The organism is Aquabacterium sp. (assembly GCF_035476535.1).
Taxonomy (GTDB): Bacteria; Pseudomonadota; Gammaproteobacteria; order Burkholderiales; family Burkholderiaceae_C; genus Pseudaquabacterium.
The window spans coordinates 1-18,327 of record NZ_DATILJ010000128.1 but is presented as its reverse complement, the minus strand read 5'-3'; the positions used below and the strand labels follow the sequence as shown (position 1 = coordinate 18,327).

Here is an 18,327-nt window from a genome sequence, read left to right as displayed (position 1 = left end):
TGCTTACTCCTCGTACGCGCTCAAGGGCACGCAGCTGCAAAACAGGTTCCGGTCACCATACACGTTATCAACTCGGCCCACCGGCGACCAGTACTTCGCGCGGCGCAGCGCCGGCAGCGGGTAGGCGGCGTCTTCGCGGCTGTAGGCATGCGGCCAGTCGGGCTTCAGCAGGGCCTCGACCGTGTGCGGCGCGTTGCGCAGCGGGTTGTCGTCCTGCGGCCAAGTGCCGGCTTCGATGCGGCGGATTTCGTCGCGGATGGCGATCATCGCGTCGCAGAAGCGGTCGAGCTCGATGCGCGGTTCACTCTCGGTGGGCTCGACCATCAGCGTGCCGGCCACCGGGAAGCTCAGCGTCGGGGCGTGGAAGCCGTAGTCGATCAGGCGCTTGGCCACGTCCTCGGCGCTGACGCCGCTGGTGTCCTTCAAGGGCCGCAGGTCCAGGATGCATTCATGGGCAACGCCGCCGCCCTTGATGCCGGGGACTTCGCCGCTGTAGTGGATGTCGTAGTGGTCGGCCAGGCGCGCCGCCACATAGTTGGCCGACAGGATGGCCGTTTCGGTGGCAGTCTGCAGGCCCTCGGCACCCATCATGCGCACGTACATCCAGCTGATCGGCAGCACGGCTGCATTGCCCAGCGGCGCGGCCGAGACGGCGCCGACCGCTGCCTCGGCACCGCTGCCGGGCAAGGCCGGCAGGAAGGGCAGCAGGTCCTCGACGACGCACACCGGGCCGACACCCGGGCCGCCGCCGCCATGCGGGATGCAGAAGGTCTTGTGCAGGTTGAGATGGCTGACGTCACCGCCGAACTCACCCGGCGCGGCCACGCCGACCAGCGCATTCATGTTCGCGCCGTCCACGTACACGCGGCCGCCATGCCGGTGCACCAGGGCGCACAAGTCCTTCACGCCGGCCTCGAACACGCCGTAGGTCGACGGGTAGGTGATCATCACCGCGGCCAGGTTCGCCGCATGCTGCACGCACTTGGCCTCCAGATCGGCCAGGTCCACGCTGCCTTGGGCGTCGCACTTGACCACCACCACCTGCAGCCCGGTCATCTGCGCGCTGGCCGGGTTGGTGCCGTGGGCCGATTCAGGGATCAGGCAGATGTTGCGGTGGCTGTCGCCGCGCGACGCATGCCAGGCGCGGATGGCCAGCAGCCCGGCGTATTCACCCTGCGAGCCGGCATTCGGTTGCAGGCTGATGCCGGCGTAGCCGGTGGCCTGGGCCAGCCAGGCACAGAGCTGATCGTTGAGTTCGGCATAACCCGCCAATTGCTCGGCCGGCGCATAGGGGTGCACCTGCGCGAACTCGGGCCAGGTGATCGGGATCATCTCGCTGGTCGCGTTCAGCTTCATCGTGCAGGAGCCCAGCGGGATCATCGAGCGGTCCAGCGCCAGGTCCTTGTCCGACAGGCTGCGGATGTAGCGCAGCATCTCGGTCTCGCTGTGGTGGGCGTTGAACACCGGGTGGGTCAGGAAATCGCTGCGGCGCAGCAGCTCGGGCGGCAGCAGGGTGTCGATGCCGGCTTCGAAGCGCGCGATATCGGGCAACGGGTGACCGTTGGCGAAGACCTGCCACAAGGCCAGCAGGTCGGCGCGCGTCGTGGTCTCGTCCAGTGTGATGCCCAAGCTGATGGCGCTGGCGCGGCGCAGGTTCATGCCGGCACTGCGCGCGGCCTGCAGCAGGGTGTTGGTGTGGTCGCCGGTGCGGACTTCCAGTGTGTCGAAAGCGCTGTCGTGCACGCAGCCCAGGCCCAACTGCTGCAGGCCGGCGGCCAGCACGGCCGTGTAGCTGGCGATGCGGCGCGCAATGCGCTTCAAGCCCTCGGGGCCGTGGTAGACCGCGTACATGCTGGCCACCACGGCAGGCAGCACCTGGGCGGTGCAGATGTTGGATGTGGCTTTCTCACGGCGGATGTGCTGTTCACGCGTCTGTAGCGCCAGGCGGTAGGCCGGGGCGCCATGCACGTCGACGCTGACGCCGACCAGCCGTCCGGGCAGCGAGCGCTTGAATTCGTCGCGTGTGGCGAGATACGCCGCATGCGGCCCGCCCGCGCCCATGGGCATGCCGAAGCGCTGGGTGTTGCCCAAGGCGATGTCGGCCCCCTGTTCGCCGGGCGAGGCCAGCAAGGTCAAGGCCAGCAGGTCGGCGGCGACGATGGCCAACCCGCCGTGGGCATGCACCGCATCGCACAAAGGCTTCAGCGCGTGCACGCGGCCGCTGACGCCGGGGTACTGGAACAGCGCCGCGAAGCAGGCCGCGTCGCCGGCCGCGGCGGCGGGGCCGACCACCACCTCGATGCCCAGCGGTTTGGCCCGCGTGCGCACCACATCCAGCGTTTGCGGCAGCACATCGTCGGCGACGAAGAAGCGCTGGCTCTTGCTGCGGCCCACGCGCATCGCCAAGGTCATCGCCTCGGCAGCGGCGGTGGCTTCGTCGAGCATCGAGGCGTTGGCAATGGCCATGCCGCTCAGGTCGCAGACCAGGGTCTGGAAATTGACCAGCGCTTCCATGCGGCCCTGCGAGATCTCCGCCTGGTAGGGCGTGTACGCGGTGTACCAGGCCGGGTTCTCGAGCACGTTGCGCAGGATAACGCCGGGTGTGAGCGTGCCATGGTAGCCCTGGCCGATGAAGCTTCGCAGCACCTGGTTCTTGCCGGCGATGCGCTTCAGCTCGGCCAGCGCCTGCGCTTCCGACAAGGCCGGGGGCAAGGCCATCGCAGTGGCGCGGCGGATGCTGCCGGGCACGATGGCTTCGATCAGTGCCCGGCGCGAGGCAGCGCCGATCACCGACAGCATCAACTGCTCGTCGGCGGCATCGGGGCCGATGTGGCGGGCAATGAACTCACCGGGGTTTTCGAGTTCGGCAAGCGGCGGGCGGGCGTTCTGAAGCATGTGAAGCAGTCGGGCAGGTGCGGGGCGGCAGGCAGTGAAGGCGGGTGCGGGCGTTCAGAGCGTCTTCAGCAGCGCGTCGTAGGCGGGCGGGTCCATCAGCTGGTCGAATTCGCCCATGTGGGTCACATGCACCTTGAAAAACCAGCCATTGCCCATCGGGTCCCTGTTGGCCAGCGCGGGGTCGGCGCGCAACTCTTCGTTGACCTCGACGACTTCGCCGGTCACCGGCATGTAGAGGTCCGCCGCGGCCTTCACCGATTCGACGACACCGGCGATGTCCCCTTTCTTGTAGGTGCGGCCGACCTCGGGCAGATCGACGAAGACCACGTCGCCCAGCGCGTCCTGCGCGTGCAGCGTGATGCCGACGACGGCGGCTTCATGGTCTTCGATGTTGATCCATTCGTGATCGGGGGTGAACATGGTGGTCATCGGCGGTTCCTCGGTTCGACGGTGGGGGCAGAAAAAAAGCTTCAGCGGTGGTAGCGGTGCGGCGTGAAGGGCATGGGCGCCACACGCATCGGCAGGCGCTTGCCGCGCACTTCGGCGTACACCTCGTGGTGGGCGATGCCATGGTTGGCGGCCAGGTAGGCCATCGCGACGGGCTCGAACACCGTGGGGCCCAGCGTGCCGCTGGTGACGTGGCCTAGCTTGTGGCCCTTGGCATCGAAGATCGTCGCGCCTTCGCGCACCGGCACGCGCTCCAGGCCGACCAGGCCGACCCGCTTGATCGTCACGCCGCTGGCCAGCTGCGCTTCGATGGCACTGGCGCCGGGATAGCCGCCGGCGCGCGCGCCGCCGGGGCGCCGCACTTTCTGGATGGCCCAGCTCAGGCCGGCTTCCACCGGCGTGGTGGTTTCGTTGATGTCGTGGCCATAGAGGCACAGCCCGGCTTCCAGGCGCAGCGTGTCGCGCGCGCCCAGGCCGGCCGGCTTGACATCGGGCTTGGCCAGCAGTGCACGCGCCAGCGCCACGGCATGGGTGGCGGGCACCGAGATCTCGAAGCCGTCTTCCCCGGTGTAGCCCGAGCGGGTGACGAAGCATTCAGCGCCGTCCAGCACGAAGTCGCCACCGGTCATGAAGCTCAGGCCGGCCACGTCGGCGTTCAATCGCGACAGGGCTTTCACCGCCAGCGGCCCCTGCAGCGCCAGCAAGGCCCGCTCGGGCAAGGGCACGACGGTGCAGCGGTGGCCGATGTGCGTGACCAGGTGCCGAATGTCGGCGGCCTTGCAGGCGGCATTGACGATCAGGAACAGGTGGTCGGCACGCCGCGTGATCATCAGGTCATCGAGCAGCCCGCCGTGGGTGTTGGTGAAGAAGGCGTAGCGCTGCTTGTTCAGCGCCAAGTCGACCACATCCACCGGCACCAGCGATTCCAGCGCCTTCGCGGCATCACTGCCGCGCAGTTGGATCTGGCCCATGTGCGAGACATCGAACAGCGCGGCGAAATCGCGGCAGTGCCGGTGCTCGGCAAGGATGCCGCCGGGGTAGTTCACCGGCATGTCGTAGCCGGCGAAGGGCATCATCTTGGCGCCGAGGTCGAGGTGCAGGTCGTGCAGCGGGGTCTTCAGCAGGTCGGTGGTCATGACAGCTCTCCGAGGGCAATATGGCGCCCACCCGGAGGTGGGGGCTGCCCTCGCTGTCCGCTTTACCTGAGAGATTGGCGGTGCCGGGGATACCGGCGCCACTTGCCCCTTCGGTGGGCGGGCTCCATCCTCGAGGAACGACCTCAGGAATAACCCGCCTCTCTCCAGTGAGGAACGCTCTGTGGAAGCAAAGCGTTTGCCAGTCCTTTTGCCTGAGCGTTCGAGGTGGCAGCCTCTGCGCCTTCGGCGGCTTCGGGTGAAGCTCTCTCCTGACCGGGGCAGTGTAATCCAAGGTTTGCGCCCAGGGGCTAGAACAATCACGGCCGCGCGGCGGCCTTGGCCGGGGCGATGATCGGCGTCTTCATCCGCCGCGCGTTAGACCATGACCCCTGAAGCACCTGGAGCCGCCGAGCTGCGCCGCATCCTGCGGCAGACGCGCACGATCGCGGTGGTCGGCCTGTCGGCCGAATGGCACCGGCCGAGCTTTTTCGCCGCCAAGTACATGCAGCAGCATGGCTACCGCATCCTGCCGGTGAACCCGCGCTACGCCGGCGGCAGCATTCTGGGTGAACCGTGCGTCGCGCGGCTGGAAGACATTGATGGACCGATCGACCTGGTCGACGTGTTCCGCCGCACCGAAGACGTCGGGCCGATCGCCGACAGCGCCATAGCGCTGACGGCCCGCTGCCTGTGGCAGCAGATCGGCGTGATCAACGTCGATGCAGCCGCCAGAGCCCGTGCCGCCGGGCTCGACGTGGTCATGAACCGCTGCGTGAAGATCGAACATGCACGCCTGTTCGGCGGGCTGCATTGGGCCGGCGTCAACACCGGCGTGATCTCGGCGCGCCGGGCGGCCTGAGGCCATTCGCTCAGGCGCAGGCCTGCGCCAGCGCCTGATCGATGTCCCACAGGATGTCGTCGATGTGCTCCAGCCCGACGGAGATGCGCACCATGTCCGGCAGCACGCCGGCCGCCAGTTGCTGCGCGGCGTCCAACTGGCGGTGCGTGGTGCTGGCCGGGTGGCTGATCAGCGTGCGCGTATCGCCGATGTTGACCAGGTGGCTCATGAACTGCGCGCTCTCGATGAACTTGACGCCGGCCTCGGCCCCGCCGCGCACGCCGAAGCACAGCAGGCCCGAGGCACCGCGCATCTGCCGCATCATCAATGCGTGTTGCGGGTGATCGGCCAGGCCGGGGTAGTTGACCCAGCTGACGCGCGGGTCGTCGCGCAGGTAGCTCGCCACCGCCAGCGCATTGCTGCAGTGCCGTTCCATGCGCAGCGGCAGCGTTTCGACACCTTGCAGGATCTGCCAGGCGCTGGTCGGTGACAGCGCCGCGCCGAAGACGCGCAGGCCTTCCATGCGGCAGCGCATCGTGAAGCCGAAGTCGCCGAAGGTCTCGTACCAGCGCACGCCGTGGTAGCCGGGCGAGGGCTCGGTCATGCCCGGGAACTTGCCGTTGTCCCAGGAGAACTTGCCACTTTCGACGATCACGCCGCCCAGCGTCGTGCCGTGGCCCGCCAGGTACTTCGTGGCGCTGTGCACCACCACATCGGCGCCGAAGGCGAACGGGTTGCACAGGAAGGGGCTGGGCACGGTGTTGTCGATCACCAGCGGCAGGCCGTGGGCATGGGCGACGGCGGCCACCGCGGCGATGTCCAGCACCACCAGGCTCGGGTTGCCCAGGCTCTCGGCGAACAGCACGCGGGTGGTGGGGCGGATCGCCGCGGCGAAAGCCTCCGGGTTGGTGGCCTCGACGAACGTCGTCTCAATGCCGAACTTGCGCAGGTTCACCGCCAGCATGGTCACGCTGCCGCCGTACAGCGCGCCGGCCGCCACCACGTGGTCTCCCGCCTGCAGCACGGTCATCAGCGCCATCGCTTCGGCGGCCATGCCGCTGGCACAGGCGACGGCAGCGCGGCCGCCTTCCAGCGCCGCGACACGCTCCTCCAGCGCCGCCACCGTCGGGTTGGACAGGCGCGAATAGACGTTGCCGAAGGTCTGCAGGTTGAACAGGCTGGCCGCGTGTTCGGCGCTGTCGAAGACGAAGCTGGTGGTCTGGTAGATCGGCAGCGCACGCGCACCGGTGGCGGCATCGGGGATCTGGCCGGCATGGATGGCCAGGGTTTCCGGCCGGAAGGTGTGGTCAGGCATCTGGCGCGTCTCCGAGGGGGGCGACGCCGCATTCTCGACGCAGACCGTGTGCGCAAGTGCACGGTCGCCCGCCGTTGCAGCGGCTTGGGTGCGGGGCCGAGCTGCCGATAACACGGGGGCGCATCACGGAGTCACCCCATGAAGAAGCTGTCATCCACCTTGAGCCTGGGGGCCCGCCTGTGGTGCGCTGTTGGCTTGCTGATGCTGGCGCTGGCCACGCTGTTCGGCCTGGCCGGCTGGCGGGTGACCGATGTGCAGCAGCGCAGCGCTGCGGAACTCGGCGTCAGCGATGCCAAGGTGCGCGGCGCCACCGAATGGGCCAGCCTGACCGACACCAACGTGGCGCGCATGACCGGCTCGACGCTGGGCTACAACCCGGAGCTGATCGAGGCCTTCAAGGGGCCGATCGCCAGCTCCTTTGCCCGCATCGACAAGATCCGTGACGCCATCGGCCGCATGCCCCAAGGCGAGGCCGAGAAGACCCTGATCGCCCAGCTGGACAAGGAGCGCAGCGTCCTGGCCGCCGCGCAGGCCGAGGCCATGCGCTTTGCCGAGGCCGGCGACATGCAGATGGCCAAGGTGGAGTTCGACAAGCGCTTCAACCCGGCCGCCCAGGCCTACCTCAAATCCGTGCAGGCCTATGCCGCGTTGCAGCAGGCCGATTCGCAGCAGCTGACGCAGCGTTTTGCCACCGAGCGCGACGCGGTGCTCAAGGCCACCGGCATCGGCCTGGCCGTGCTGCTGGCGGCCATTGCGCTGGGCGCGCGGGCCTTGATCCGCTCGATCCACCGGCCGCTGGGCCAGGCGGTGGCCGCCGCGCGGCGCATCGCCAGCGGGGATCTCACGACACCGATCGGGGTCGATCGCGGCGACGAGTTCGGCGACCTGCAGCAGTCGTTGCGCGAGATGTCGAATGCGCTGTCTTCGCTGGTCGGCAACGTGCGGCACACCACCGATGGCGTGGCCTCGGCCTCGCTGGAGATCGCCAGCGGCAGCCAGGATTTGTCCGACCGCACCGAGCGCGCCGCGGCCTGGCTGCAGCGAACCGCCGGCGCGATGGCCGAGCTGACCGCCAAGGTGCAGCAGTCGGCCGACGCCGCGCATGCCGCCGACCAGCTGGCGCGTGGCGCCACCGACGCGGCGCAGCGCGGGGGCCGCGTGGTTGCCGACGTGGTCAGCAACATGAACCAGATCGCCGCCACGTCGCGGCAGATCTCCACCATCATCGGCGTGATCGACGGCATCTCGTTCCAGACCAACATCCTGGCGCTGAACGCCGCAGTCGAAGCCGCACGGGCCGGCGAGCAGGGCCGTGGCTTCGCGGTGGTGGCCGGCGAGGTGCGCTCGCTGGCGCAAAGCAGTGCCAAGGCGGCGCGCGAGATCAAGTCGCTGATCGGTGCCTCGCTCACCAGCGTCGAATCCGGCGCCAAGCTGGTCGAGGCCGCGGGCACCACGATGAACGAGATCGTCAGCTCGATCGCCCGCGTCAACGACACGATGCACCAGATCACCGCGTCCACCGCGCAGCAGCGCGACGGCCTGGGCGAAGTCAACAACGCCGTGACCCAGCTGGACGACGTGACGCAGCAGAACGCGGCGCTGGTCGAAGAGTCCAGCGCCGCAGCGCATGCGATGAGCGGCCGCGCGCGCGAGCTGGCGGACATGGTTCACGTTTTCCGCATCGCTGAAGGCGCACCGGCCTGAAATCATGTGCAGCCGCTGGTTTCCCCTGGCGGACCGACAGCCAACTGACAGCTGCGATGGTGACCATCGCAGCGCCCAAGTCCTCGGGAGATAAGACATGCTGAGCAGACGTACATGGGTTTCGGCGCTTGCCGCCACCAGCCTGAACACAGGCCTCGGCCTGCTGACCCCTGCGGCGGCGCAAGCCGTGAAGCCGGCCGCGCGCGGTCCGCTGTTCCGCAAGCTCGACATCTACATTCCCGCCGGCGTCGGCGGCGGCTGGGACCAGACCGGTCGCGGGCTGGGCGCGGCGATGCAGGCGGCCGCGCTCGCCAATGACATCACCTACGAGAACAAGGGTGGCAAGGGCGGCACGCTGGGCCTGGCCGACTTCGTGCCGCGATTTGCCAAACGGCCGGACGCGCTGTTCGTCAGCGGCTTCGTGATGATCGGTGCGTTGGCGCTGAACCAGACCGCCGAGGCCATCCAGCAGCTGACGCCGATTGCCCGCCTGACCAGCGACACGATGGTGCTGTGCGCCGCGCCCGGCAAGGGCCCGCAGACCATGGCCGAGTTGGTGAGCGTGCTGCGCCGTGATGCCACCAGCATCAGCTTCACCGGCGGTTCGGCCGGCGGCGTGGACCACATGCTGGCGGCGATGGTGCTGCGCGTGCTGGGCCTGGATGCCGGCGCGATGAAGTACCTGCCCACCGCCAGCGGCAAGGAAGCGGTGGCGATGCTGGCCTCCGGCCAGGCCCAGGTGGCGATTTCCGGCTACAGCGAATTCAAGGCCGGCATCCAGGACCAGAGCCTGGTGCCGCTGGCAGTGTCGTCGCGCAAGGGGCTGTTCGGCATTGCCTCGCTGCGCGAGCAGGGCGTGGACACCGAGCTGGCCAACTGGCGCGCGGTGTTTGCGCCGGCCGGCATCAGCGCCGTGCAGAAGGACGCCTTGCGCAAGCTGGTGGTCGCGGCCACCGAAACGCCGCTGTGGCGCCAGACGCTGGTGGACAACAACTGGCTGGGCGCCGTGCTGTACGGCAAGGACTTCGACAACTTCGTGCAGGTGCAGCAAGGCGTGGCCACGGTCGTCGCCAGTCTGCTGAAGCTCAAGCGATGAACGACGACGGCGCGCTGGGCGCCTGAGCCGGGCAGCGCGAGAATGCAGCGATGGAACGACCCACCCACCAACTGACGATGACGGTGCTGATGACACCGGACACCGCCAACTTCGCCGGCAACGTGCACGGCGGCACGCTGCTGAAACTGCTGGACCAGGCGGCCTATGCCTGCGCCAGCCGCTACGCCGGGCGCTATGTGGTGACCTTGAGCGTCGACCAGGTGACCTTCCGGCAGCCGGTGCACGTGGGCGAACTGGTCACGCTTCTGGCCAGCGTGAACTACACCGGCAGTTCGTCGATGGAGGTCGGCATCAAGGTGCTGGCCGAGGACATCCGGACCCAGGCGGCCCGGCACGTCAACAGCTGCTTCTTCACGATGGTGGCCGTCGATGATGATCGCAAGCCGGTGAGCGTGCCGCCGCTGATCCCGGCCACGCCGGATGAACGCCGCCGGCATGCCGCGGCGCAGGTGCGCAAGGAAATGCGCATCGAACTGGAAAAGCGCTTCGCGGCAATCCGGCTCGAGACCTGATCTACGCTGGAATGTGAGCCCGGCGGCCTGGCACCGGGCTCGATGTCCGTCAGCAGCGGCTAACGCCCATAGACCTTGCCGAACAGCACCCAGGTCTTGCCGTCGAACTTGGCCAGCTGCTCACGCTCGATCGGGTAGAAGTCGTCCGGGCCGGTCTTGATGTTGACCCCCGGCAGCAGCATCGGCAGCGTGATGTCCAGGCTGGCGGCCTGCTTCATCACGTTGTCGCGCGTCAGGTTGTCGCCGGCCTGCTTCAGCACCTGCACCAGTGATTGCGCCACCGTGTAGCCATAGACGTTGAAGTTGTCCTTCAGGTCGCCCTTCGGGTGGTATTTCTGCATCCAGGCCAGCCAGTCGTCGTATTCCTTGCCTTTCTGGAACTGCGGGTCCGTCGGGTCCTTGATATAGCTGGCCGTGAAGATGCCGACGGCATTTTCCAGCCCGGCCGGCGTCAACACCGAGCCCACCGCGCTGGACACGCTGTTCAGGTAGTGCACCGGCTTCCAGCCGATTTCCGCCGACTTCTTGATGGCCTGGGCCGCGAACTTCGGCGTGGTGATGTTGAAGAAGGTGTCGGCGCCGGAGTTCTTCAGCGTCAGCATCTGGCTGTCGACCGTGGGGTCGGTGACCTCGTAGCTGGCGCGCGAGACGATCATGGTCTTGGCCTTGTCGCCCAGGCCGTCCTCGAAGCCCTTCAGGTAGTCCTTGCCGTAGTCGTCGTTCTGGTAGAGCACGGCGATCTTGGCGTTGGGCTTGGTGTCCAGGATGTGCAGCGCGTAGATCTTGGCTTCGCTCTGGTAGTTGGGCTGCCAGCCCATGGTGTACGGAAAGTTCTTCGGGTCGCCCCACTTGGTGGCGCCTGTGGCCACGAAGAGCTGCGGCACCTTTTTGGTGTTCATGTACTTGTGGATCGCGGTGTTGCTGGGCGTGCCCAGCGTCTGGAAGACCAGCAGGACCTCGTCTTCCTCGACCAGCTTGCGCGCCTGCTCGACCGTCTTGGCCGGGTTGTAGCCGTCGTCGAGCGTGATGAAGGTGATCTTGCGGCCGTTGACGCCGCCGTCGGCATTGACCTTGTCGAAGTAGGCGCCGATGGCCTTGCCGATCGCGCCATAGGCCGAGGCCGGTCCCGAGTAGGGGTTCAGGTGGCCGATCTTGATGTCCTTGTCGGTGGCACCGGCGTCGTACTTCTTCTGCGCCAGGGCCGGAGCGAGCATCAAGCTTCCGGCGAGGCTGGCCACGGCCAATTTCCAGGGGCGGGTGGTGCGCATGGTTTGTCTCCTGTCGGTTGGATCGAACTACAGAACGGGCGGCGGACTGTCTTGGACGACAGGCCTTACCCCCGGGGTGGCGGCAGTCATGGCGCTGCGTGGCCGCAGCCGCGCCCACAGCGTCTTGAGCAGGCCCATCACGCCGGTGGGCATCAGGTACATCAGGCCGATCAGCACCGCGCCGTAGATGGCCCAGGGCGCGGACTTGGAAATTTCGTCGGCGATGTTCGGCACGAATTGGATGAAGATCGCGCCAAAGATCGCGCCGGGAATCGACGCCAGCCCGCCCACCACCACGCCGACCAGGAAGGTGATGGACAGGAACACCGTGAAGCTGTCCGGCGACACGAAAGCCACGCAGATGCCGCCCAGCGCACCGGCCACGCCGGTGAAGGCCGCCGAGATGCCGAAGGCCATGGACTTGAACACCGGCAGGTTCACGCCCATCGCGGTGGCGGCGATCGGGTGGTCGCGAATGGCGATCAGCGCCCGGCCGATGCGCCCGCGCAGCAGGTTCCAGGCCAAAAGGAACATCACCACGGCCACCGCCAGCGTGAAGAAATAGAGCCAGCGGTCGGCACTGAAGGGCTGGTCGAGGAAGCGGAACGTGAACGGCGGCTCGGGCTTGCTCAGCACGATGCCTTGCACGCCGCCGGTGAGGCCTTCGATCTTCTTGTACTTCAGCAGTTGCGGCACCGCCAGCGCAAACGCAAAGGTGGCCAGCGCGAGGTAGTGGCCGCCGAGCCGCAGTGCCGGAAAGCCCATTAGGAAGCCCAGACCGAAACACACCACGCCGGCCAGCGGCAAGGTGGCCCAGTAGGGCATGCCGAGCTTGTCCATCAGCACCGCCGCCGTATAGGCACCCACAGCGAAGAACGCGCCGTGGCCCAGCGAGATCTGGCCATTGAAGCCGGTGAGGATATTCAGCCCCAGCACCGCGATGGCGTAGATCAGCACCAGGTTGAACTGGAACACCCGGTAGTTCTTGACCAGGAAGGGCAGGACCAGCAGCGCCACCAGCACCAGCGCGGCGAGGACGTACTTTGTGGTCTTGTTGTTCATCGCCGCCTCAGACCCGGGTCACGACGTGCTTGCCGAACAGTCCGTTGGGCTTGAGCGTCAGAATGCTGACGATCAGCACCAGCGCGACGCTGAGCTTCAACTCGGTGCCGATGACGTAGGCGCCGAGCAGGTTCTCCAGCACGCCGACGATGAAGCCGCCCAGCACCGCGCCGCCGGGGTTGTCGATGCCGCCCAGCAGCGCGGCGGCAAAGCCGTAGAGCAGGATGCCGCTCATCATGTTCGGATCCAGGTAGACGACAGGCGCCACCATCATGCCGGCCACCGCGCCGATGGCCGCCGCCAGGCCCCAGCCCACTGCCAGCATCCAGCTGACGCGGATGCCCACCAGCCGCGCCGAATCCGGGTTCTGCGCCGCCGCCCGCATCGCCAGGCCCACGGGCGTGTAGCGGAAGAAAGCGTACAGCGCGCCCAGCACGCACAGCATCACCAGCGCCGAGCCGACCTCATGGGCCGAGAACCAGTCGGTCGCCAGCAGGCCCTTCTGCGCGAACGGGCTCGGGAAGGCCTTGATGGTGTGCTCGAAGATCCAACCGGCCAGCGAGTTGAAGATCACCAGCAGGCCGATGAAGACGATCACGTTGGTCAGCACCGGCGCCTTTTCCACCGGCCGCAGGATGATGCGCTGCACCGCCAAGCCACCGACGAAGCTGATCGCCACCGTCGTGATGAACGCCGCCCAGTACGGCCAGCCGCTCTGGATCAGCGCCCAGGCGATGAAGGTCGAGAAGGTGGCCATCTCGCCCTGGGCGAAATTGATGTGGTGCGTGGCCTGGTAGATCATCACCAGCGCCAGCGCGACGCTGCCGTAGATGCAACCGTTGGCCAAGCCCGAGAAGATCTGATGCAGGAAGGCGTCCATCGATGGCGTGTCGCTTTCTCAATAGCCCAGGTAAGTGCGGCGCACGGTCTCGTCGCGCTTGATGTCGTCGGCGGGGCCGGACAACGCCACGGTGCCGGTTTCCAGCAGGTAGGCATGCTGGGCCAGGTCCAGCGCCAGGCTGGCGTTCTGCTCGACCAGCAGCATGCTGACGCCGTCTTCGGCATTGATGCGCCGCATGATCTCGAAGATGTCGGCGACGATCAGCGGCGCCAGCCCGAACGAAGGTTCGTCCAGCAGCAGCAGCTTGGGCCGCAGCATCAGCGCGCGGCTGATGGCCAACATCTGCTGTTCACCGCCTGACAGCGTGCCGGCCTGCTGGTGCCGCCGCTGGCCCAGGCGCGGGAAGCGCTGGTAGGCGCGCTCCATGTCGTGGGCCACCTCGTGGCGATCGCGCCGGACATAGGCGCCGAGCTTCAGGTTGTCTTCGACCGACAGCGCGGTGAAGGTGCCGCGGCCGTCCGGCACATGGGCCACGCCCATGCGCACCACCGACTCGGTGGCCTTGCCCACCAGCTGCACGCCGTCGAACTCGACACTGCCGCTGGTGCGCACCATCTGGCAGATGGCACGCAGCGTGGTGGTCTTGCCGGCCCCGTTGGCACCCAGGATGGCGGTGATCCTGCCGGCCGCCAGCGAGAAGTCGATGCCGAACAGCACCTGCGTCGCGCCATAGAAGGCGTTGAGCTTGCGCGCTTCGAGCAGATCAGACATGGGCGGCTTCCTGGGCGGCATCGGCAGCGGCCTGGGCACCGAGGTAGGCCTCGATCACTTCCGGGTGGCGCTGGATCTCGGCCGGACTGCCCTCGGCGATCTTCTTGCCGAAGTTCAGCGCCACGATGTGGTCCGACACGCCCATCACCAGGCTCATGTGGTGTTCCACCAGCAGCACGGTGATCTTCAGCCGGTTGCGGATGTCGGTGATCAGCCGGCCCAGGTCGGCCAGCTCTTCGTGGTTCAGGCCGGCCGCGGGTTCGTCCAGCAGCAGCAGCTTGGGGTCGGCGGCCAGCGCGCGGCCCATCTCCACGCGCTTTTGCGTGCCGAAGGGCAGGTCGCCGGCGGGGCGGTCGGCCACGCTCAGCAGGCCGAGGTAGTCCATGATCTGGTCGGCCCGCGCGCGCAGGCGCTGCTCTTCGGCGCTGACGCTGGGCAGGCGCAATGCACTGGCGACGAAGCCGGCGAACGAGCGGGCGTGCGCGCCGATCATGATGTTGTCGCGGACAGGCAAGCTGCGAAACATCGCCAGGTTCTGGAAGGTGCGGCCCAGGCCGAGCGCCGCGATGCGGTGCGTCGGCAGCGCGGTGATCGACTGGCCTTCGAAGAGGATGTCGCCAGCCTGGTAGGCATACAGGCGGGACAGGCAGTTGAACAGCGTGGTCTTGCCGGCGCCGTTCGGGCCGATCAGCCCACACACCTGGCCGGCGCTGACGTCGAAGCTCACGCCGTCCAGCGCCACAATGCCGCCGAAGCGCACCGTCACGTCGCGCACACTGAGCAGCTTGTTTGGGGATACTGCCATGCTCGTCCTGTTGCGTGCGGATGACCGGGGAGGTCATCGCCGTCCGCGGTTTATAGGGGGTAGGTGCGCCTGGCGGAACGCGTGCTTGCCCTGACATCGTTGACACCAGCAAGACAGTTCCGCAAGGCGGAATCGTGGTGCACGCGCCCTGGCGCGCGGCTTGTTCCCGTACCGGAGGTCCTTGCATGAGCAACATCTACGACCAGCAGCTGGATCGCACCGCAGCCAACTTCGTCGCGCTGTCACCAGTGAGCTTTGTCGAGCGCAGCGCCGAAGTGTTCGGCGACCTGCCGGCGGTGGTGCATGGTGCGCGCCGCTACAGCTGGGCGCAGACGCGTGAGCGCTCGGCCCGCCTGGCGGCGGCGCTGCGGGCGCTGGGTGTGGCGCGCGGCAGCACGGTCAGCGTGATGCTGCCGAACACGCCCGAAATGGTGGAGGCGCACTACGCGGTGCCGGCGCTGAACGCGGTGCTGAACACGCTGAACACCCGGCTCGATGCCTCGCTGCTGGCCTGGCAGATGAACCACTGCGAAGCGGCTGTGCTGATCACCGACCGCGAATTCGCGCCGCTCATCGCGGTCGCGCTGCGCGAGTTGCGTGAACGTTTCGGCCGCACGCTGGTGGTGATCGATGTCGCCGACAGCGAATACACCGGCCCCGGCGAGCGCCTGGGCGAGCACGAGTACGAAGCGCTGCTCGCCGCCCATGCACCGCTGCCGCAGTTGCCGGGACCGGCCGATGAGTGGGACGCCATCGCGGTGAGCTACACCTCCGGCACCACCGGCGATCCGAAAGGCGTGGTCACGCATCACCGCGGCGCCTACCTGAACGCGGTGTGCAACGCCACCACCTGGACGCTGCCGCAGTTCCCGCGCTACCTGTGGACCTTGCCGATGTTCCACTGCAATGGCTGGTGCTTCCCGTGGACGGTGGCGATGCAGGGCGGCACCCACATCTGCCTGCGCCGTGTGGAGGCCCAGGCAATCTTCGACGCGATGCGCGAGCACGGTGCCGACCACTACTGCGCCGCGCCCATCGTGCACAACCTGCTGCTCGCCGCACCGGAGTCGGTGCGCGCGGGCATCACGCAAACCGTGCGTGGCATGGTCGCCGGAGCCGCGCCGCCGGCCGCGATGATCGAGGGCATGGCGCGCATCGGCATCCACATCACGCATGTCTATGGTTTGACGGAGGTCTACGGCCCGGCCGCGGTGGCGGTGCAGCGGCCGTCCTGGGCCGCCGAAGACCTGTCCGAGCAGACGCGCCTGAACGCCCGCCAGGGCGTGCGCTACCCGCTGCAGGAAGGCATGACGGTGCGGCACCCGCAGACGCTGGCCGAGGTGCCGGCCGACGGCCAGACCCTGGGCGAGATCATGTTCCGCGGCAACATCGTGATGAAGGGCTACCTGAAGAACCCGGCCGCGACGCAGAAGGCCTTCGACGGTGGCTGGTTCCACACCGGCGATCTGGCGGTGATGGAGCCGGACCGCTATGTGAAGATCAAGGACCGCAGCAAGGACGTCATCATCTCCGGCGGCGAGAACATCAGCTCGATCGAGGTGGAAGATGCGCTGTACCGGCACCCGGCGGTGATGGCCTGCGCCGTGGTGGCCAAGCCCGATGCCAAGTGGGGTGAAACGCCGCTGGCCTATGTCGAGCTGAAGCCTGGCGCCAGCACCGATGCCGCGACGCTGATCGCCCATTGCAAGACACTGCTGGCCGGCTACAAGCTGCCGCGCGAGATCCGATTCGAGGACATTCCCAAGACATCCACCGGCAAGATCCAGAAGTTCCAGCTGCGCGAGCGGGCGAAGTCCGCCAGCGCCATCGACCCGTCCTAGCCCAGGAGAGGCCCCCATGCTGAGCACCGAAGATCCCCTGCTGCTGCGCAGCGCCGATGCACGCGGCGTCATTCGCTTGACGATGAACCGGCCGCAGGCCTTCAACGCCTTGTCCGAGGCCATGCTCGAGGCCCTGCAGACCGAGCTGGGCCTGATCGCCCGCGACAACAGCGCGCGCGCGCTGGTCCTGGCCGCATCCGGCCGCGCATTCTGCGCCGGCCATGACCTGAAGGAGATGCGGGCCGCACCTTCTCAGCGTTATTACGAAGGCCTGTTCACGCAATGCGGCCGCGTGATGCTGGCGCTGCAGCAGCTGGACATCCCGGTGATCGCCCGCGTGCAAGGCATTGCCACGGCGGCAGGCTGCCAGCTGGTGGCGATGTGCGACCTGGCGGTGGCGGCACGCGAGGCGCGCTTCGCGGTCAGCGGCGTCAACCTCGGGCTGTTCTGCTCGACGCCGAGCGTCGCGCTGTCGCGCAACCTGTCGCGCAAGGCGGCCTTCGAGATGCTGGTCACCGGCGGCTTCATCTCGGCCGACGAGGCGCTGGCCAAGGGCCTGGTGAACCGCGTGGTGGACGCCGCACAACTGGATGCCGAAGTCGAAGCGCTGGTGGCCAGCATCGTCAGCAAGCCCCGCGTGGCGCTGGCGATGGGCAAGCAGTTGTTCTACCGCCAGCTGGAGATGGGCATCGAGGGTGCGTATGCCGAGGCCGCCGAGACCATGGCCTGCAACATGATGGACGAGACGGCCCTGGAAGGCGTGCAGGCCTTCATCGACAAGCGCGCGCCGAATTGGGGCTGATGGCTCGCGAGGCTATTCGGCGCGGGGCGACGAAACCTTGTGCCGCATCAGGCGGCCTTTCTCGCGTTCCCAGTCGCGCTTCTTCTCGGTGTCGCGCTTGTCGTGCTGCGCCTTGCCCTTGGCCAGCGCCACATCGGCCTTCACGCGGCCGCCCTTGTAGTGCAGGTTCACGGGGACCAGCGTGAAGCCTTTCTGCTCGATCTTGCCGATCAGGCGCCGGATCTCGGCCTTGTGCATCAGCAGCTTCTTCGTGCGGTCGGCCTCGGGGTGCACATGCGTGGAGGCCGAGCGCAGCGCGTTGATGCGGCAGCCGATCAGGAACAGCTCGCCATCACGGATGACCACGTAGCCATCGGTCAGCTGCACCTGGCCGGCGCGGATGGCCTTGATCTCCCAGCCTTCCAGCACCATGCCGGCCTCGAAGAATTCTTCGAGGTGGTAGTCGTAGCGCGCGCGGCGGTTTTCGGCGATCGGGGCGGTCATGTCGGCAAAAGGAACATGGGGCCGCACGGTTGAAAACCAAGCGGCCCCTAAAATCGACGCATTGTATGAAGCAAGTGAAGAAGTCGGTTCTGCTCTGGTACTCGCCCCGCGAGATGTATGACCTGGTGGTCGACGTCGCCGCCTATCCGGGCTTTCTGCCCTGGTGCGAGCGGGCCGAACTGCTGGCCGACGACGACACCGGCATGACAGCGCGGCTGCACCTGGCCTACGCCGGCCTGCGCCATGCGTTCACCACGCGCAACGAGCACACCGCCAACCAGACGGTGGTGATGACGCTGGTCGACGGTCCGTTCTCGATGCTCGATGGCCATTGGCGCTTCGTGCAGATCGGCGCCGCCGGCACGATGCCGGCCTGCCGCATCGAGTTCGAGCTGCGCTACGCGTTCGCCAACGTGGCGCTCGAAACCGTGTTGAGCCCCGTGTTCGACAAGATCGCCAACACGTTTGTCGATTCGTTCGTGCACCGCGC

17 protein-coding genes and 2 riboswitches are annotated in these 18,327 nt (G+C 67.5%); of the genes, 7 read left to right on the top strand and 10 right to left on the bottom strand.

The genetic code is table 11. The features are described 5' to 3' along the window. Positions 1-3 precede the first annotated feature (3 nt). From gcvP to gcvT, 3 genes are read right to left on the bottom strand one after another with little or no spacing between them, the layout of a single operon-like run. A complete protein-coding gene (gene gcvP, locus VLK61_RS13040; RefSeq protein WP_325421812.1) occupies positions 4-2,895 on the bottom strand; it encodes an aminomethyl-transferring glycine dehydrogenase in 2,892 nt (963 codons plus the stop codon). A 54-nt stretch (positions 2,896-2,949) separates the two neighbouring features. Continuing rightward, positions 2,950-3,324 carry a glycine cleavage system protein GcvH gene (gcvH, locus tag VLK61_RS13035; RefSeq protein ID WP_325421810.1) on the bottom strand — a complete coding sequence of 125 codons (375 nt, stop codon included), beginning with the start codon at positions 3,322-3,324 and terminating at the stop codon, positions 2,950-2,952. A gap of 41 nt (positions 3,325-3,365) precedes the next feature. Beyond that, complete coding sequence (gene gcvT, locus VLK61_RS13030) at positions 3,366-4,478, bottom strand: glycine cleavage system aminomethyltransferase GcvT (RefSeq protein ID WP_325421808.1); 1,113 nt, start codon at positions 4,476-4,478, stop codon at positions 3,366-3,368. 43 nt (positions 4,479-4,521) lie between these two features. Next, a riboswitch (glycine riboswitch) is annotated at positions 4,522-4,656 on the bottom strand. A 12-nt stretch (positions 4,657-4,668) separates the two neighbouring features. Next, positions 4,669-4,760, bottom strand: a riboswitch (glycine riboswitch). A 100-nt stretch (positions 4,761-4,860) separates the two neighbouring features. Between gcvT and VLK61_RS13025 the strand changes: the two genes are divergently transcribed. Next, the gene (locus tag VLK61_RS13025; RefSeq protein ID WP_325421806.1) at positions 4,861-5,337 is read left to right on the top strand and encodes a CoA-binding protein; all 477 of its coding nucleotides are present in this window, start codon (positions 4,861-4,863) and stop codon (positions 5,335-5,337) included. A 10-nt stretch (positions 5,338-5,347) separates the two neighbouring features. Here the strand turns inward: VLK61_RS13025 and VLK61_RS13020 are convergent, their stop codons facing one another. Next, positions 5,348-6,631: an O-acetylhomoserine aminocarboxypropyltransferase/cysteine synthase family protein gene (locus tag VLK61_RS13020; protein ID WP_325421804.1), complete on the bottom strand. Its 1,284-nt coding sequence runs from the start codon at positions 6,629-6,631 to the stop codon at positions 5,348-5,350. 138 nt (positions 6,632-6,769) lie between these two features. Here VLK61_RS13020 and VLK61_RS13015 point away from each other — a divergent pair, with 138 nt between their 5' ends. The 3 genes from VLK61_RS13015 (at position 6,770) to VLK61_RS13005 (ending at position 9,964) form a co-directional block, all read left to right on the top strand. Next, a complete protein-coding gene (locus tag VLK61_RS13015) occupies positions 6,770-8,335 on the top strand; it encodes a methyl-accepting chemotaxis protein (RefSeq protein ID WP_325421802.1) in 1,566 nt (521 codons plus the stop codon). Positions 8,336-8,432: 97 nt separating this feature from the next. Beyond that, positions 8,433-9,431, top strand: a complete 999-nt coding sequence (locus VLK61_RS13010) for a tripartite tricarboxylate transporter substrate-binding protein (RefSeq protein ID WP_325421800.1) — start codon at positions 8,433-8,435, stop codon at positions 9,429-9,431. 50 nt (positions 9,432-9,481) lie between these two features. Next, the gene (locus tag VLK61_RS13005) at positions 9,482-9,964 is read left to right on the top strand and encodes an acyl-CoA thioesterase (RefSeq protein WP_325421798.1); all 483 of its coding nucleotides are present in this window, start codon (positions 9,482-9,484) and stop codon (positions 9,962-9,964) included. 59 nt (positions 9,965-10,023) lie between these two features. Here VLK61_RS13005 and VLK61_RS13000 read toward each other — a convergent pair whose 3' ends face one another. Genes VLK61_RS13000 through VLK61_RS12980 form a run of 5 tightly spaced genes read right to left on the bottom strand, consistent with a single transcriptional unit; the run spans position 10,024 to position 14,711 of the window. Further along, the gene (locus VLK61_RS13000; RefSeq protein WP_414636809.1) at positions 10,024-11,232 is read right to left on the bottom strand and encodes an ABC transporter substrate-binding protein; all 1,209 of its coding nucleotides are present in this window, start codon (positions 11,230-11,232) and stop codon (positions 10,024-10,026) included. A 27-nt stretch (positions 11,233-11,259) separates the two neighbouring features. Continuing rightward, positions 11,260-12,294, bottom strand: coding sequence for a branched-chain amino acid ABC transporter permease (locus VLK61_RS12995; RefSeq protein WP_325421796.1), 1,035 nt, complete (start codon positions 12,292-12,294; stop codon positions 11,260-11,262). 7 nt (positions 12,295-12,301) lie between these two features. After that, positions 12,302-13,174 carry a branched-chain amino acid ABC transporter permease gene (locus VLK61_RS12990; RefSeq protein WP_325421794.1) on the bottom strand — a complete coding sequence of 291 codons (873 nt, stop codon included), beginning with the start codon at positions 13,172-13,174 and terminating at the stop codon, positions 12,302-12,304. Positions 13,175-13,192: 18 nt separating this feature from the next. Next, complete coding sequence (locus VLK61_RS12985; protein ID WP_325421792.1) at positions 13,193-13,906, bottom strand: ABC transporter ATP-binding protein; 714 nt, start codon at positions 13,904-13,906, stop codon at positions 13,193-13,195. Continuing rightward, a complete protein-coding gene (locus VLK61_RS12980; RefSeq protein WP_325421790.1) occupies positions 13,899-14,711 on the bottom strand; it encodes an ABC transporter ATP-binding protein in 813 nt (270 codons plus the stop codon). The genes VLK61_RS12985 and VLK61_RS12980 overlap by 8 nt, the downstream gene beginning before the upstream one ends. A 185-nt stretch (positions 14,712-14,896) precedes the next feature. On the opposite strand from VLK61_RS12980, the gene VLK61_RS12975 reads away from it, so the two are divergent. Beyond that, the gene (locus VLK61_RS12975) at positions 14,897-16,552 is read left to right on the top strand and encodes an acyl-CoA synthetase (RefSeq protein WP_325421788.1); all 1,656 of its coding nucleotides are present in this window, start codon (positions 14,897-14,899) and stop codon (positions 16,550-16,552) included. 16 nt (positions 16,553-16,568) lie between these two features. Further along, positions 16,569-17,354 carry an enoyl-CoA hydratase gene (locus VLK61_RS12970; protein WP_325421787.1) on the top strand — a complete coding sequence of 262 codons (786 nt, stop codon included), beginning with the start codon at positions 16,569-16,571 and terminating at the stop codon, positions 17,352-17,354. Positions 17,355-17,366: 12 nt separating this feature from the next. Here the strand turns inward: VLK61_RS12970 and smpB are convergent, their stop codons facing one another. After that, on the bottom strand, positions 17,367-17,837 hold the full coding sequence (gene smpB / locus VLK61_RS12965; protein ID WP_325421786.1) for an SsrA-binding protein SmpB: 471 nt from the start codon (positions 17,835-17,837) through the stop codon (positions 17,367-17,369). A 65-nt stretch (positions 17,838-17,902) separates the two neighbouring features. Here smpB and VLK61_RS12960 point away from each other — a divergent pair. After that, positions 17,903-18,327, top strand: a 425-nt coding sequence (locus VLK61_RS12960) for a type II toxin-antitoxin system RatA family toxin (RefSeq protein WP_325421785.1), incomplete at its 3' end; no start/stop codon positions are given.

What these genes read in the sequence shown, in the direction of transcription:
- VLK61_RS12975 (WP_325421788.1), top strand. Translation starts at nt 14,897, where the DNA reads ATGAGCAACATCTACGACCAGCAGCTGGATCGCACCGCAGCCAACTTC.
- VLK61_RS13015 (WP_325421802.1), top strand. Translation starts at nt 6,770, where the DNA reads ATGAAGAAGCTGTCATCCACCTTGAGCCTGGGGGCCCGCCTGTGGTGC.
- VLK61_RS13005 (WP_325421798.1), top strand. Translation starts at nt 9,482, where the DNA reads ATGGAACGACCCACCCACCAACTGACGATGACGGTGCTGATGACACCG.
- gcvH (WP_325421810.1), bottom strand. Translation starts at nt 3,324, where the DNA reads ATGACCACCATGTTCACCCCCGATCACGAATGGATCAACATCGAAGAC.
- smpB (WP_325421786.1), bottom strand. Translation starts at nt 17,837, where the DNA reads ATGACCGCCCCGATCGCCGAAAACCGCCGCGCGCGCTACGACTACCAC.
- VLK61_RS12995 (WP_325421796.1), bottom strand. Translation starts at nt 12,294, where the DNA reads ATGAACAACAAGACCACAAAGTACGTCCTCGCCGCGCTGGTGCTGGTG.
- VLK61_RS13020 (WP_325421804.1), bottom strand. Translation starts at nt 6,631, where the DNA reads ATGCCTGACCACACCTTCCGGCCGGAAACCCTGGCCATCCATGCCGGC.
- VLK61_RS13010 (WP_325421800.1), top strand. Translation starts at nt 8,433, where the DNA reads ATGCTGAGCAGACGTACATGGGTTTCGGCGCTTGCCGCCACCAGCCTG.
- gcvP (WP_325421812.1), bottom strand. Translation starts at nt 2,895, where the DNA reads ATGCTTCAGAACGCCCGCCCGCCGCTTGCCGAACTCGAAAACCCCGGT.
- VLK61_RS12990 (WP_325421794.1), bottom strand. Translation starts at nt 13,174, where the DNA reads ATGGACGCCTTCCTGCATCAGATCTTCTCGGGCTTGGCCAACGGTTGC.
- VLK61_RS13000 (WP_414636809.1), bottom strand. Translation starts at nt 11,232, where the DNA reads ATGCGCACCACCCGCCCCTGGAAATTGGCCGTGGCCAGCCTCGCCGGA.
- VLK61_RS12980 (WP_325421790.1), bottom strand. Translation starts at nt 14,711, where the DNA reads ATGGCAGTATCCCCAAACAAGCTGCTCAGTGTGCGCGACGTGACGGTG.
- VLK61_RS12970 (WP_325421787.1), top strand. Translation starts at nt 16,569, where the DNA reads ATGCTGAGCACCGAAGATCCCCTGCTGCTGCGCAGCGCCGATGCACGC.
- VLK61_RS13025 (WP_325421806.1), top strand. Translation starts at nt 4,861, where the DNA reads ATGACCCCTGAAGCACCTGGAGCCGCCGAGCTGCGCCGCATCCTGCGG.
- gcvT (WP_325421808.1), bottom strand. Translation starts at nt 4,478, where the DNA reads ATGACCACCGACCTGCTGAAGACCCCGCTGCACGACCTGCACCTCGAC.
- VLK61_RS12985 (WP_325421792.1), bottom strand. Translation starts at nt 13,906, where the DNA reads ATGTCTGATCTGCTCGAAGCGCGCAAGCTCAACGCCTTCTATGGCGCG.